A 16,029-nucleotide genomic window follows, 5' to 3' on the forward strand; every position below is an offset into this window, starting at 1 on the left:
ACATTGGCGGATGAGCATTCAGTCGTCACAATTAGCACTCTCTGCGGAGAGTGGTTTCAGTAGCTGACTTTTTTAGCTGCTCAAAGGGCGGTAGGCGCGGAGGTTAATCAAAAATTAATCGGACATTACCGATTTTACGGAGTGGTGCGTCCGTGAGAAAGGCAATGGAAAATTTTCCATCATCGACAAGCTGACAGGAGGCGCGCGATCGCGCGACCTTCCATCCCACAGAAATGGAGTTCAACTTGGACAGTCACGTTGTCTAACACGATCCGCAAATTGCCTGTAGGCGTCATTATTCCGTTTTTCGGCTACGCAAGTCGTTACGGGGAACTCGCCTCACTTTCGCCCAGGGTTGGGCGTTCGGTCAGTTCAACAGTGGGGCAAGGTTGGTCAGCAGGTGTTGTGGAAGTCTGCGGCTCGGTGGGTAGAATAGCGGGATTGGGCAGAAGATCGGGGCTATCGCTCACTGTGGTAGCCTCCTTGTCACTATTGCCTCGGACGCTAGACGCGCCTGGAGGTGCTAGTTCCGTAGTGCCAATGCGGTCGGGCGGTGCAGTCGGTTTTGGCACGCGATCGCCGTATAGCGGGTCGCTATCCAAGTCTGAATCGTCACCTGGATCTAACTCACCCTTCCATTCGCTGTTGGTATCGTCACTTGGATCTAACTCACCCTTCCATTCACTATTGGCATCGTCTCCTTCACCGCCTAACTCGTCGGAAATTCCGACTTCGTTCCGACCATTTTCCGACAGATTTTCATCGCCTACAATTGGCTTTGGCTCAACCTCTGAAACCTCATCAATGTCAGAATTCCGACAATTCCGACACATTTGAGCAGGCGGCGAATCCTCTTCTATTTCTGATTCGCTCACCGTCGGCATTGCAGTAGCAGGTGGCGAATCCTCTTCTATTTCTGATTCGCTCACCGTCGGCGCTGCGGTAGCAGGTGGCCACTCTTCTTCTATTTCCAATTCGCTCGCTGTCGGCATTGCAGTAGCAGCTTCCGATACCGAGGTGCACATGGATGATGCCGGACTCACCCATTCATCTTGTAAATTGCCGGAGCGCCGCGCTGGAGTGTCGGAATTGCCGGAATAGCGCGTTAAATGGGGTTCAACGTTAACCCTGGCAAGCGCTTGGGCCATTTCTGGAATGCCGGAACTTTTGCCGGAATCTGTCGGAATTCCGACGCGGGTTTTAGATAATGGAAGCGCTCGAATGCGGAGGTCTTTTCCCTTGCCAGAGAGAAGTGCATACCCGTTTTCTGTGAGAACGGCGAAGTTGGAGCGAATTTCAGCTAATGTGGGTTTGCGCTTGCACCGTTTGAAGACGCTGTTCTGGATTTGAGCGGCTGAAACCTCCTCCCCCTTCCGCAGGGCATAGGTGTAAATTAAGGAGAGATGGGCTCCGGCCGAATCGGAGGCGTGGTTATTCGTTTGCAAGATGCGGAATTGCCCGATGCTGAACTTAGCCGCCGCGATCGCCCGCTCTAAGGTATCGAGGCCGACGCGCAGGGAATCTGGCTTTTTTTCGTATTTCAATTCGATGCAGTGCAGCAGGAGGGCTAACCTCAAGGTTTGAGACAGCATTTTGCCCAAATAGGCATAAAATGCTGGGTCTTCAAATTCCACTGCTTGTTGGTTGCGCCTGACTTCTTCCCACCACCGCTTCCACCGCAGATGAGCCTCGGTCGTAAACGACAGCAGAACGGGGGGCAATTCTCCACCTTCACTCGTGGCAGACAACCCCGCTAGCTCTCGGAGATCGCCGTGGAGCGATCGCAGGTGGTCGTACAATTCTTGCAATTCCCCGGAGATCGCAACTTGCGAGTCTGACCAAACTGCAAAGTTATCAGGAGTTGACGGTACCGCTATTAAAAAGCGGCTGATTAGCCCGTCGCCGTCGTCGGGGTCGCTAAACAATTGTTGGACTTTGGATAATTGAGTAGCCCCTGTCAAATTCAAGCACAAATCTTTAAGTTCAAAGGCATCTTTATCGTCAGCCCGTTCAAATTCAATATCTGCGGGCGAGTTCCACATTTGTAGCAGGATTTGCCGAGTATCTCCCCCCTTGTCTTTATACTGATCCAGCTTCAACAACCGCACCAATTCGTCGAAAACCCAAGCGCTACCACTCCTGACCGGGAGTTCGCTCATCCGCCGCAGAACACCTTCGGGGCTTCCTGCTTCAATAAGTTGCTTGGGCACGGGGGGAGGCATTGAAGCTTTAAAAACTGTGGGATTTGAAGGGCTATTTTTGAGTTTTTCTTTCTCTTGAGTAGATTTTTGTGGCCACGCTTCTTCTAGCTTTTTTAAGTTTTCTTTGAGCCGATCGTATGCGGATTTGGCTTGCTTGTAACGCTGTTTGACACTGCCAAAAACTGAGCGCATTGTCTGGCTTTTGCCAGCCGAAGCTAAAGCAACTACCATTGTCCAGAAGATAGGATACTCTACCCAACTGTCGGCTATTGTTGCACCTTCTTTGCCAATCATTCCAATATGCCCCCCCATTTGGCTACCGCAAGCGGAGAGGAGGTACTGGTAAATGTAAATGGGGTCGATGCGGTCAGAAGCGGCTTTAGTCAAAATTGAAGCGGCTAGAGGAGCGGGCAGAATTTGAGCGATGTCTAGTTGCTGTTGGCGGTAATTGAGGATTTTTTTGAGTTTTTGAACTTCTTGTGCATGAGTTTCTCCGTAGCTAATATGAGTTTCTACTTCGGTGGCTAAATCTTTTACTCCTTTCAAAGGAAACCTTTCACGGGCGGATAGTTCAATTAAAGCCGCTGTCTGTTGGGGCGGGTTGATTTCACTGTTAATAATGGCAGTGACGCGATTGTACAAGTAGTGATCGCTGTTGGATCTGTTGACACCGGAGCCGTTAGAAGAGGAACCAGGATTAGGTTCGCTGCCGCCCGTGAGATCGCTCTTTTCAGAGTTTTGGTTAGTAGAATTTAGTTCGCTCGTATTGCTAATGTCTTGGGAATTTTGAGTTGCTTTCTGCTGTCCATTTTTTTGACTGTCGGCTGCACAGTGCTCCTTAAATGGTGAAGTCCACCCATCCTGTTTTGCCCAGTAAGCTAGCGTGCCGATGCCCACCCCACTGCTTTTGAAACTCCTCCATTTTTTGTCGCATTCTCCCGGCTTGTATTTGGGGGATTGGCGGCTCCACTTGTCCCATTCATAGAGGAGAGAATCATCGATGGAGTTGAGAACCATTCCCACGCCGCACCATTCGTCGTAGTTATCGGCGCGGCCGGGAGACAGGGCAGCTAGGTAGGATAGCGCCCAATCGATATCAGTCCACTCCTGTTCTGGGCGGTGAGTTCGGTGTAGGTGTCGCCGGCGGGGGGCGGGAGCGGTAGAATTGGCTTCAGCTTCTTCTAGAGCTTTTTCTAGAGGGAGAAGTTCAGAATTTTCTGATTCTCCCAGCGGTTCGGCCAGCATTTGTTCAACGATCCACTGCGGGGCTAATGCTACGCTTGTTTCATCGGGAGCGCAACCTTTGAGCCAGATGTACTCGCCAGTAGTCGGGTGGACGCTGGGAGGCAGGCAAGATTGCAACCCCGCCCAGCGGAGTTCGAGCTGTTCGCCTTTGCCGTCGTCTCCGATAGCGTCTGTGGGGAATTTTTTGGTGCGGATAGCTCCGGCGTATTGTTCTGGGACTAGGAATAGGTATTGGCAGCGCCCAGGACGACCGGAGGTAAAGGCGACCGTTTTGGGTAATTCTTCTGGACCTGAGAGTTCGAGAATTTTTTCTCTGGCAGAAGCTCCATCCTGGTCTAGCGCCATTAAGTAATAGGTATCGCCATCTATGGTAACTGGCGTACCCGTTATCAGTCCGTAGCCTTTGGGGTAGCAGCGGTATTGAGTGCGATCTGCTTTGTCTACCGTCCAGCCGTTGGTTGTGGCTTCTTTCATTTGGGCGGGACTGAGCGGTTTTTGCTGCCAGCCTATGCCCTGTGGGACTTTTTTGCCGTCTAGCAGGCAGAGCTGCCAGTCAGAAGGAATCCGAGATAAGCCTTGAAAAAGACGAATATTTAGGTCGCTAGAGGATGAGTTGTTAGACATGGAAAGCTCCTACACTAAAGGGTTTGTAGGAGCCGGAGTTTCAAACAAAAAGGTCTTAGATGTTAGAGTTACCAGAACATATCTGTTGATTCAGAGCTTCTGATTTGGTATTATTGGAGAACTAACACTAAAATTTTTGGTTCCCAAAGGGGCTAAAAATTTCGGCAGGGACTAACACTAAAATTTTTGGCTCCCAAAAGGGCTAAATATTCCGGCTCCCAAAAGGGTTAAAAGCTTCAACTCCCAAAAGGGTTAAAAGCTCCGGCTCTGAGAAGGGTTAAAAGCTCCGGCTCCCAAAAGGGCTGAAAGCTCCGGCTCTGAGAAGGGTTAAGAACTCCGGCTATGACTGTGATTAGGATCGGTGGTCATAACTGTCAAAAGACCCTGGTTATTTGATTTGTAAGAAGCGCTCAGGTTAAAGAAAAACTTTCAGAATGGGGATTCTAAGGTTGTTTTTCTGACTAACTGTTCGCTTTGAGTTATCCAACAGCCTCACTTGCGACTCGGCTAGAGTTTAGAGTGAGGCAATATTTTTCTCATAAAGGGTATACTCTCAGAAAAGCCAATTATTGGCTTGTATTGGAGTGATGGTCACAAGGTTGACCATAAACTATCCTACAGCCGACCAGAAATTTGATCAAGTAAAGATTTGTTAAAGTCAGGTTGCGGCATCCCCCTCAGTTACTTCTACACCCAGGGCAATCGCATCTAATTAGAGCTTGACGAAATACCTTAAATGTGTACTTACCTCAAACCAGGGATTTGCGACGGCAGTTAAATAAGTTATGCTGGTATAATGTAGGTCGTCTAACCACCCCTGCCATTACTACGAAGGCTAGTTGGAAACTGGAATGTCAGCAGAAGTAGAAGAAAATGTAGTAGCAGATAATCGAATCCACAAACGTCTTGGTCTGTTAATAACGGCGTTGGTGGAAGATGAGCGCGTTGGTAGCTCTAGGGAGTTAGGGAGACTAACTGGAATTGCATTCAACACGCTGGCTAACTGGTGCGAGGGAAAAGCCGATCCAAGGCTGCAAAAGTTAATGCAGTTTGCCTATGCGATCGGTTGGTCTATGACAGAGTTGATGCAATATGCGGAAGGGGATGAAGATCCCTATGAGGCGATCACTCGTAAAAAAAAAGCACGACAGCAGAAGTATCGGAAAGCGTCTTAACAAGAGAAAAAGATCCATTTATTCAATATTTCAATGCCACGGTAACTGCCGAACAAATTCAGAAGCGCGACTTATTTTTACAACGTATTAAAGCTGATTTATTACCGGATATAACATCCCGCAAAAGGCTTTATGTCTTGTTAATAGACAGCATGGCAGTTAAGGGTATTTCCGAATTAGATATCTTTGAAAAAACGTCTATTACAGAAAAATTACTGTCGAAGATTCGGAATCTCGACATGGAATTTCAGTTCGGTCGTTCCTACTTAGAACAGTTAGCGCCCTATCTTTTTCAAGTAAAGGATTGGGAAGAGTTAAGACCTGTTTTTAAGGTGTCATACATCTCTTATCAGGGGTGGGTTGATAATCTGATTGAAGACTTACAAGTGGCTGAACCCCTATCTATAGCTATAGCTTCAATGAGGTAGTTCCTAAAAAATGACCGATAAATTTGAGATGGTAAAGTAGGAACTGAGGTCAAACTTAGAGTAAAATAACCAAGTTTTGTGTTGCTGAATTGAGGTAGGGTTTAGCAATCGCGTGCGGTGAGTAATGCTCGATAGGAATAATTAATTGAATATGGAACGGGAACATCATTTCAGCCAGGCCCAAAATTCATACATTTGAGCATCTCAGCAAGCATCTTGTCCTTGTAGTTCAAGATTGCCTGATTGATTATATGCAACGTGAATTTTATTTTCAACATATTCAAGAGGCACGTCTTGGAGAACCCATGCAGTTTCACTCTTACGAACTGTTAGCAGAAACAGGGAGCTATGGCATCCAACTTAATAAGCGTTCGAGTACGGATGCCAATAGAATTGTACAGTGTCTCGGTCTACAAACCAGTCCAAGAGTAGAGCTTGAGGCAATGTTAAGGCAGATAGAAAATAAGTTACCGTAAAGCACTTTGTTGTCTGTAGGGCTGCCATTACCAGTTTCTACACATGAAGACGTTACCGATGACAGCTAACGTTCTCGATCGACACTTCGGACAGTTTTAGAGTGTCAACCATAGAATGCGGGTTTTAGCCCGAGCTCAAAGCAAAACTACCAACAAAAAATCAAGGATTTCAGGCTTTGAGCTAAAAACTGTCCGGACTATTGCTTGATACGAAGTTGAAATTTTTGGTTGAGCAAACGGATTTAATTTCCTAGAGTTCGAGTTAAAAGGAGAGCTTTTGAGATGGCGTTTTTGGAATTTCATACAAAAGTTCGCGGCTCAACCCTAACTGCCCTAGTGAAATAACAACAGACATTGATAGATTAGTTTTCTCAGCAGCTTTAGCAATAGCTGTGCCATTTCGAGCTAGAGCGATGAACTCTCGAACTTTGAAAACAACGGGATCATTGGGAGGCGTGTAACCTCTTCGGATGGCAATGTCTAATCCCCCTTCGATGTCCCTGAGCGCCGCCGTTCGATTGTCTGCTAAAGTTACGCTTGGCTCCTGCCCGGGCACTACCGTAGAGATGGCAATGCCATTATTAGTAGGTTGCCCGTCCCGGTGAACGACATTGAAAGTATAAAGGCGTTCAATTCCTTCAGGAGAGCGAGTTTTAATGAACAGGTTAGTAATGTTTGCTGTTGTAGCGCCCGGAAATTGTAAGGGTTGAATCGGTTGGACAAATATGGTTCTAGCTTGGTTAGTTTTTAATTCAGCATCAGTGTTAAAGACAGCCCTGGACGGATCTGCCAACCGGATGTACGTAATGACTTCACCAGTCTGGCTAAAGTCAATAACGCTGGAACGGCCAGACCATACTTGAAGGTTGGTAGTTGCATTTGTTGCTGCATCTCTTCCTACAATTTTTAGCGCCGATGCTTGAGCTTGCCCAATATTGACATTGCTGAATGCAGTGGCAATTAGTAAGGCAGGAGAAAGTAAAGCCAGACGAATTTTTCGAGTGAGTTTTTTCACGGTTATATTACCTCCAAGATTTTTGTATAAAGCCCGGTCTGAGTAAGCCGAGTCATGGAAAGAGGGAGTCCAAGAAGTGATTCTTGGAATCTCCGTTCCTTTAGGGCGGGGAAGATGTCAACTCCGTTATCTCTGCACTGTGACAAAGGCATTGACAAATACTGAAACTTGAGTTCCTTCTGGTACGATCGCCACGTTGCCTCGCTTCAAAAGTTCTTGCGCGTTGCGATCCGATCTTTCTCGCAACCGTTGGGCAGTAGGTGTAAAGAATCCCTCTAAAGCGGCTGCTAGGATGTTGGGTTCACGCGAGGTTGTTGTTTTAACAGCCGTACTTCCAAAAAAGCCGCTCTGCTGGCTGAAAGTTTCTTGGGCTGGTCGATTAATTATTTCTCCTACCCGCCCCAAGCTACCGAGAATTCCTACTAAAATATCAGCCTTGGCTATTTCAGAACCTCTGTCAAATAAACTGTCGGCAATGAGAGGTTGGTTATCGATTCCGCGAACGATTAAGTATCCGGGAGGAATGGGTACTTGTTGGATGCGGCCAGCAGAATCGGGGTAAACAAGCGCCACCACGCTTTGAGAAACCAGTCGATTTCCGCGCGTGACATTTTCTACTTGAGTAATTAAGACGGTGCCGGACGGCAAGGCGATCGCCCCATCAGTTGCCATTATGTCCTCGGTCAATTGGACGGCAAACCTTCCGGCTGTTGGGCTTTGACCTGCTTCGTCCCAAATCATCGGCACGATTACCTTGGCAAGAGCAGATGACCCGATGGCTATCTCTCTCATTGCTGTGCTGCCTTCACTGTTTTCGTCGGCGGTCGTGCGGTTGAGGATTCCAGCTTCTCCAGGGCTCATGACCTTGGCGTTTACAGCCGAGCCAGGAGCTCCAATTGCGATCGCGGGTATCTCTTGCATTGGTGCAGTCGATTGTGGGCTTTTTGGCGAACTGACTAGCACTGGCTGCGGGTTTTGAGAAATCGGCGGCACAGGCTGCTGTTGGGACAATGGTACCGGTGCTGCTACTGGCGCAATTGCTACTGCACTGGGCGGTGGTGCCGGTACTGGCATTGCGGGCGGCACGGCAGGGTAGTTTGCCGCTGTCATCCCCGGCGCGATTGCGCTAGGAAAAGTTGCGGAACTGGCAGAAATACCTTCAGCATTTAGCTCTTTAACTGCTTGACCTCTGCTTTGCCCCAGAGAAGCTAATTGCGCCCAGCGCTCGTAAGGGTCTACTTTTTCTGGTGAAGGCGACCGGGGTGGTGGCGCAGGTCGAAGTGCCAGCAGTGCGGGTGGCGACACAGGGCGCGGTAATGGCGTCGGACGAGGGCGAGGCGGGGGCGGTGCAGGCGGCTGTGCAGGGCGCGGTAATGGCGGCGGTGGAGGAGGAATGGTCTGTACCGTCCTTGGCGGCGGCGGATTAAAGTTTTGAACCGGCCTTGGGGTTTGAGACCTTCTAGCGGCTGGTGCAGGTTTTGGTGCAGGCGTCGGTTTGGAAGCAGGGGTCGATCGATTTTTAGGTTCAGGCGGCTGAACTTCTAGCGCCCGCTGCTGATCTTGAAATGCCAGCCGGCTTTTTAGTTCTCCTGACTCGTCTTTAGAAACTTGAGTCGGTTTAGGGTTCGGCGTCTTTGCCTGTTGGCGGACAGGTTTAGGAGCAAAGAACACAAACCAAAAGAATCCCAAGATGCCGAGAACTGCGCCAGTACCCATTAATACTGAAAACGTCCGAACTTCGGGCTTCTCAGAAACAGAGCGGGTTTCTGCTCCTTCGCTGTCCTGTTTAATTCTGTGCTCGGAGGCCAATAATTCATCGGCGTCTCCGTCATGCCCTGCCAATTCTCTTTCCTCCTCACGGCTCAACTTTTTGCCATTGCGGATAGCGCCATTAGGAGCGTTAGCTGCCTGAAAACCGTTAGAACTGTTGGAAAAGTTATTGGCTCCATTAGAGGAGTTGTTGCCATTAAAACTGTTGGAAAAGTTATTGGCTCCATTAGAGGAGTTGTTGCCATTAAAAGGGTGGCTAGTTGTGCTGCTAGGCGGCGTACTGTAGGAAGTTTCTTCAATTTCATCGGGTTCGCCATCAAATTCGCGCCAATTTTGAAGTTCTTTTTCGTTCATGTTTTTACCTGCTATTAATTGGGTTTAAATTCGGTAATTTTGTTGATTTCTAAGCCCGCCGAGCGAAGCTCATAAACTTTTTGTTCAAAAGCTGAGGCTTGGCTACCTAGCGGCGGGGTTTGGATTTCTACAGCTTTGATTCGGAAAGTGCGATTGAAAGGAATTCTTTCATCGATTCCTGACGTGCGATCGACGAGCAACCGGGTAGCAATCATGTCAATTTCCCATTCGCCCGGACGGACTTCTCTGGGTTCGGATAAAAAAGAAATGATGACAGTTGCTCGCAATTGACCCGTAAAAACTTTATTGGGGACGAGTTCAGCTATGTCAGGGAGAGAAGCTTTGCCAAAATTGGGTTCTAGGAGTAACGAAGCAAAATAAGTGCTGGTAGGAACTCGTTTGGAATTGACTTTAATTCCTGAATCTGTATCGTTAGTTCCTGGTATTTTATTGTCCCAGTTGAAGGTTAACTCGGCCCAAGTTTTGACAAAATTTTGGATAACTGAGGGATACCGAAAAAACCGATCTCGTTCCGCTACATAGTAAGTTTGACCGTTGATTAGCTGGACTTGCGTTGTCTTCATAGCAGCTACCGAGTTGATTCGGTACGCGACGAACAGGTGCAGAATTAGGGAGAGGATATTCACTCCAGTTAAGATGAGGAAGCACAATGCCAGTAGATTTTTAGCTTCTGGCAACAATGCAGTTTGTGAAAATCTTTGTACCTTCATAAAACCTTTCGCTAAGTGTGAAAAAGCCGTAGTTGTAAGTTAGGGAGAAAACACGGCACGAGTAGCTTTAGCTACTTTCTAGTCCTGGCGCTAAAAGCACCTGAGGTTAGTGACCGAATAATTAGTAATTCGCAATTAGTAATTCGCAATTTCCAATTAAAGAAACCGAGCGCTCAAATAATTAGTATTTCGGGATTTATCATTAGTAATTTATAATTCAGGATTAAAGAACCCGAGCGCTAATTCCGAAATACTAATTATCAAAAAACGAATTACTTTCACTACCCCGCATTTATGCGTGGGTAATTACGAATTCTCAATTCCGAGTTACATTGACATCACTTAAATCCTTTGTTCATTGCTAAATTAGCGGCTGCTCCTATAGCGCTGCTCAAAACATCGATGAGTTGTTTGGCATTGCTAGCGATGCCGCTGTACAGGGCAATTCCTCCTCCGCCGGCGATTAATAGAGCTAATCCGGGTGCAAAAATGCTGATTAAAAAGAGAAAGGCAACATCGCTAGCTAATTCGGCTCCAGAATTGACTAGCACGGTGGCTGCCAATCCGACGACGATGTTGTATCCAAGTTGGACGCCAAATAAACTCAGAAATCCAGTTGCCCAAGCCCAAATCGGTCGGCCCTGCAAGGGAAGCAGCGACAGCCCCATCGCGATCGGCGAAAAGAGTGCTGTTAGCAAGAGCGCTGCTTCAAGGATGTTGACAAACGCCCACTGGATGCTATATAGAATAAATCGGATGATTGGCACTGCTTTTTCTCTAAACACTGAACCGGGGTCAGTTATAAAAGTCGCGGCATCTTGAGCAGCGCCGGGTAAGCTATTATTCCAGAGGATTTCAGCAAAAGCCCGCAGCGCTTGCAGAGGGGCTGAGCCGGCGGCTTGCCTTTCAGCTTCGCTAACAATTTTCTGAGCAGCTTCTTGCTTGGAATTCCAGCAAGTAACCAGTTCTTCTCCTACTTTATTTCGGCATTCGCCGTAGAGATTTTCTAGTTGTTGCCGGCCGATGTTGCTGATAGTGACGTTGGCGATCGCGTCCCTAAATGTCATTTCTCCTAGTTGCGCTTCGAGGACACCTTGGACTTGCCTGTAAGCAAAGCTCCTGGTAAAAATGACGGTATTTGCTAGCAATTTGCCGTTAGCGCCGAGGAACAGCATGATGACGAGCGGCCAGACGAACAGTGCTGCCAGTTCTGACCATGACTGCTTTTCGATAATGTCTTTCCCGCTGCTTAGAGTTAAGAAGAGGATGCTGACGGCTGCTAGGGTGATGCCGAGCGATACTAGACCGACCCACAGCCCAGAAGCGATCGGGTCAATCGTGCTAATCCAAACTTTGTCCCAAGATTCTGAGGTAGTCTTAGCCAGGTTAATTGACTCGCTCACAATGTCCAAAGATGACCCTTCTGCACCACTTGTCGGTGATGTAATTTGTGCTAGAAATTCTCTCATTTGTTTATGGGAAAAACTTCAACTTTGTATTCAACAACACGGTCAGTCTGCACGCAAACTAGGCAATAGTCATCGGTGATGTCTGCTTGCTCCCCAACTTTGCATTCAAGCCAGCCGTGTTAGAAGCGCTTGACAAACTTTTTAAGAGCGATGCTTGACAATTTTTTTTAGAGCGATACAGTCAATAGCTACGCTCAATTTGTGTTGTCAAAATCTTTGCTAAGCCAAGAGACGATTGCCGATTCAATTTAACTGCTCGGAGCATTAATCGGGAGCGGCGAACCTGTTAGTTGAAATCGGGGTTGTGTTGCTGCCACTCGGTTTTCCCAAGTAGCCGCCGCCGGGGAGCATCAGCATTCCCGCCTGGTAGCTGGCTTGGTTTCCAGACGCAGTGCTGCCTCGGCGCTCGCCCGTGTTGATCGCGGATATTTCCTTAGCAGCTTGCGACAGCAGCACGTTATTAATGGCCCGATCTGTGCGAGCTTGCTGAGCTTCCTGTAAATTTCGCATCTGGACTTGTGCGCCCAATGCGGTCTGCTGCGAGAGGTTTTGGAGAATTTGTTGAGTAACGTCGAGGCTCTGCGATTCTTCGCCCAATTGGACGTTTTGTTCGGTATCTTGTCGAGTTGCTTCTAACACTTGGAAGCTGTTGTTTTGAGCTTCTTTGCTGAGGGTTGCTCCGTCAGCTATGCCGATAGCGGCGCTGCGCTGAGCTTGAGCGTCTAAGTCAGACATGATGGTATATGAACCTTTGCCGTCTAATTTGCTCGACTTAGTTTCGAGTAAATCAGACAGTTTCGTTCCTTCTGTCTGGGATGTTGGAGCTTTAATAATTTGGCTGCTGACTTGGCTCAAATCAGGAATTTGGATAGCTCCGAGAGAAGAGGAAAGGAGTTCGTTTAAAGAGCCAAATAGCTCGTTTTGCACGAAACCTTGGATGTCGCCGATAAAATCGTTAACTTGTTTGAAAACATCTTCAATGGGAGCTAAGAAACTTCCCGCAGTTGGGGCTGGATATCTCACAGCCGATTCTTGTGTACTTGGGATGAAAGCGTTTGGGGCTGGAGCTTTCACAGCCGTTTCTTGTGTACCGGGCACGAAAACGCTTGGGGTTGGAGATTTCACCGCGACTCCTTGTGTACCGGGTACGAAAGGAGGAGTTGCTTGAGCTAAACTTGGCCTGACTTGAACGATTAATTCCAAGCTGGCTAACAGGGAAACTGCTGCGAGTTTTGTAGCAGGTTGCTGCATCAATTGAAGTCGGTATTTCATGGGAGTTATTTTGGTATTTTTGCAAAAAATTGAGAATTGTTGCTGTGAAAGTCGGATGCCATTTTTTGCTGAGCATTGGCAGCTATGGTAGTAATTTCTAAATTTTGACCAATGTGATCGAAGCCTTTTCCTTCTTTCACTGCTGCAATGTATTCTTGGGTGAAATGCTTTAGCCCTTGAAGCTGCCCTTTGAGGGTAGGAGGATATTGAGCCATGATGCGATCTCGGGCTTCTTTTTCATTTTGATTGTTAGCAACTGATGCCAACATCATCTCTCCGGGGTAGAATCGCGATCGCCAAAATCTTCCTCCTTTCTCAATCAGCCAGCACGAGTAGAGGTCAGCAGCTCTTGGCAGAAAAGATTCCGTTGCATTTGAACTGATAATTTGCGGATCGTACCCCAAATATTTGTGAGCGGCTGCCACCCCAGAATTGGTTATTCTTCCGGTAATTCGGTAGACCATATTTTGCAGAATTTGTGCTCCTGCGGAACATTCGCAGATAGCATCAAAATCTTGGCTCAATAGCAAGACAGCTATGCCATCTTTTCTGCCAGTGGCGCAGAGTTCGCCGACAACTGATGCAAAACCATCTTTTTTGAGTAGGACGCTCAATTCATCTCCAATAAATAAGCTTTTTGGGTGAGAAAGAGCGTTGCGGATGCAAGCAGCATGGGCGTTAATTGCCATTAAATAGGCATCTTGTTCGTTAGACAGTCCCGATAGGGCAAAGAACTTAACAGCAGGTTCCGGCGAAAACGTGCTGGGCTGACCGATCGCTTTTCCCAAGCGGGATGTTAGCAAAGCATTTCCTTGGCTGAGGATTTGATTGATGGCTAGCCTATCCAGTTCTTCAAACGATTTGAGGTTGAGCCTTTCTTTGCTGCAAAACCTCAGCAAATCTTGGAGAGTTGGCATTTGCTGCCATTCGGGAGATTGCCACCCTCTTTCAAATGCCTTGTTGTAGCGAGCGATGATTTCTGGATCTCTAAGGTACATATCGAGCATTCGCAGGATAATTGAATCTACCCGCTGGGCTAAGTGGGGATGGTGAATTTTGCCCATTGCGATCGCCACCAGAGCTTTGCGGATAAATTCTTTCCAAGATTCCATCCGCCGCTCTCTTTCAGCTTTGTCGAACTTGCGGAGGTCTGGCGGTTCTACTAAATTGCTAGATCCTTGACTGATGTCGTAATATGCGCCTTGGTCGCCCAAAAGTTTGATCGCGGTTTTGAAGGTACTGTTACCCCCGCTGCTGATGTCCATCCCGACAACAGGGATATTATTCGCCAGAGCTTCAACGGTAAAACGCCACCCCAAAACGCTCTTGCCTGAACCAGATTCGCCAGTAATTAAAGCGCGGCTAATTTGGCTGTAGAACAAGTCAATAAAAATTGGCTTTCCGCCTCGATGGGTAATAAATTCAACTCCTTTTTTATCTAAATCGCGGGGAACTGTTAGTGGCAGAATTCCAGCAGCAGTTTCAGTGTCGAGGGTGAGGCGGCGTTCGCTCAAAAATGAACCGCTATGCAGCAACCATTTCCAAGTAATGGGCAGGCATTGCAGCCAAATATCCCAGGCAACGTTCCGCTCGCGGATGACTTTCGCAGTTCCAAAACTATTAGAGAGTACGTTACAGGCTTGGCTTAATTCTTCCGCAGTGTTTCTGTACACTAAAAAGGCAACGGCTGCATTGAGGGGTACGGCTCCTTGGTAAAGCCGGCGCTGGGCGTCGAAAGATTCCTCCTGTTTAATTTCAGCGCCAATATCGCGCCCTTGCCCTTTAGTTATAGCTCTGCTGCTAGCGGCTTTTGCTCCTTTCGCTTGTCGGGCCAAGTTATCATTAATTACAAGGGAATTTCCGGCGCTAATTTCTACAATAGCTTCTGTATCGCGGACGTAGCTTGAGGACATCACCTCCCAAATCCATTTCAATTGCTGGCGGGTATTAATCCAGCCTGCGGGCGCGTCATACATTGTCAGAACAGCGCATTCTTTCCCCTTTCCCGTCAGATAGACGCGGTTGTGGCTCTTGCGGTGTTCGGGGCAGGAGGATACGCCATTCGTTCCTTCAATCAAAACTGTAGAAATGTGTTTTTCAGTCGTCTTAATTTCACTGAGCTGATAGCCAGAAGGCGTTTCTTCAAGTTTAACAACTTGAGGGATTTGCGGTGGTTTACTGCTGTTAAATCGCTGCCACAGCCACTCCCAAAGTTCAGATGAATTCATGGGACTAATTTCGAGTCCCATTTTGGTATTCAGGAGAATTTCCCAGCGGAGGAATCCTTGTTCAAAAGAGTTGAGTAGCAGTTTCGTGTAAAATTGCTCTCTGTAAATTCGCGTGTTACCCGCAATGGTTTCCACAATCGAATCGCACAATTTTTTGACCCCATCAATGGCTTGGCCAATGAAATCCCTGGAGATGGTTTCGCCTTCGTTATCGGCCGTCCAAGTACAGAAAGCAATTTGCTCCCATACCTGCCTGGTACCTTGATGAGTTTGTTGGCGGAGGCGGTACTGTTCATTTCGGAGCAGTACAGATACGGGTTGGAGTTCAGCGGTGTCAGCCAATTGCTCTAACTCTTTTTGCCTCGCAGCATCACTGCTGTAACAGCCGGCGCAGAAAGTAATTTTTTCACTGGGTGGGATGTCTTTCATTCCTTCTTCAAGAGAAGCTGCAAATGCCGACACTTCGTTCCTAAACAGTAGGTTGTGAAGCCCTCGGAGGCGGAATCCAAATACCAGTTGGTAGTTAGTCCCGTTATTGAGGAGCATCCCAGACACTTGCCTGCCATCTTTTTCAATTTCCACCAAACAGCAGAGGTTAATTTCATTTTGGAAAGGCATAAATTTGCTCCTTCCACCATATTGATTGGGTACAATTTTGGGCTTCAATTTGACTCGCATTTGCGAATCGTAAGGCTTGCCTTGGATGCTAGGAGGGCGCAGGGAAGAGATGAGAGAAATATAGAAGCTGTCGCCGTTGCACCACTCATCTCCGGGGGGCTTGCGGAACTTGTCAGTAAAAAGGTGGGGTTGATTTCCTGTTAGGAGCCACCAGCTTACAATCAGCCAAAGCGAGACAGTGAAGAACCAACCCAGTCCCAGGCTAAATAGACCCATCGTTAAGATGTATGCAATGGCGGTCAAGAAGCACCAAGGTAGAATTTGATTGGCTGGAATAAACCCGATACTTGCTTGTTTGCCCAGGATTTTATTGACTCTGATAAAGTCTTTTTCGGGATCTCGCAAAGCCATTGGTGACTCCTT

Annotated in this window: 8 protein-coding genes; 1 reads left to right on the forward strand and 7 read right to left on the reverse strand. The window is 47.7% G+C overall.

The genetic code is table 11. The features are described 5' to 3' along the window. Positions 1-323 precede the first annotated feature (323 nt). Positions 324-4,070, reverse strand: coding sequence for a DUF3987 domain-containing protein (locus QUB51_RS09465; RefSeq protein ID WP_333260834.1), 3,747 nt, complete (start codon positions 4,068-4,070; stop codon positions 324-326). Positions 4,071-4,921: 851 nt separating this feature from the next. Between QUB51_RS09465 and QUB51_RS09470 the strand changes: the two genes are divergently transcribed. Further along, positions 4,922-5,245 carry a helix-turn-helix transcriptional regulator gene (locus QUB51_RS09470; protein ID WP_333260837.1) on the forward strand — a complete coding sequence of 108 codons (324 nt, stop codon included), beginning with the start codon at positions 4,922-4,924 and terminating at the stop codon, positions 5,243-5,245. Positions 5,246-6,411: 1,166 nt separating this feature from the next. Here the strand turns inward: QUB51_RS09470 and QUB51_RS09475 are convergent. The 6 genes from QUB51_RS09475 to QUB51_RS09500 all read right to left on the reverse strand — a co-directional run bounded on the left by QUB51_RS09475 (position 6,412) and on the right by QUB51_RS09500 (position 16,017). After that, the gene (locus QUB51_RS09475; protein WP_333260844.1) at positions 6,412-7,164 is read right to left on the reverse strand and encodes a hypothetical protein; all 753 of its coding nucleotides are present in this window, start codon (positions 7,162-7,164) and stop codon (positions 6,412-6,414) included. 126 nt (positions 7,165-7,290) lie between these two features. Then, positions 7,291-9,288, reverse strand: coding sequence for a hypothetical protein (locus tag QUB51_RS09480; RefSeq protein ID WP_333260847.1), 1,998 nt, complete (start codon positions 9,286-9,288; stop codon positions 7,291-7,293). 14 nt (positions 9,289-9,302) lie between these two features. Beyond that, on the reverse strand, positions 9,303-10,019 hold the full coding sequence (locus QUB51_RS09485; protein WP_333260850.1) for a hypothetical protein: 717 nt from the start codon (positions 10,017-10,019) through the stop codon (positions 9,303-9,305). A 338-nt stretch (positions 10,020-10,357) separates the two neighbouring features. Beyond that, positions 10,358-11,488: a hypothetical protein gene (locus tag QUB51_RS09490; protein WP_333260853.1), complete on the reverse strand. Its 1,131-nt coding sequence runs from the start codon at positions 11,486-11,488 to the stop codon at positions 10,358-10,360. A 264-nt stretch (positions 11,489-11,752) separates the two neighbouring features. Further along, on the reverse strand, positions 11,753-12,760 hold the full coding sequence (locus tag QUB51_RS09495; RefSeq protein WP_333260856.1) for a hypothetical protein: 1,008 nt from the start codon (positions 12,758-12,760) through the stop codon (positions 11,753-11,755). A gap of 5 nt (positions 12,761-12,765) precedes the next feature. Further along, on the reverse strand, positions 12,766-16,017 hold the full coding sequence (locus tag QUB51_RS09500; protein WP_333260859.1) for a hypothetical protein: 3,252 nt from the start codon (positions 16,015-16,017) through the stop codon (positions 12,766-12,768). Positions 16,018-16,029: the final 12 nt, after the last annotated feature.

The sequence above is a fragment of the Microcoleus sp. AT8-A3 genome, assembly GCF_036705675.1.
GTDB lineage: Bacteria > Cyanobacteriota > Cyanobacteriia > Cyanobacteriales > Microcoleaceae > Microcoleus.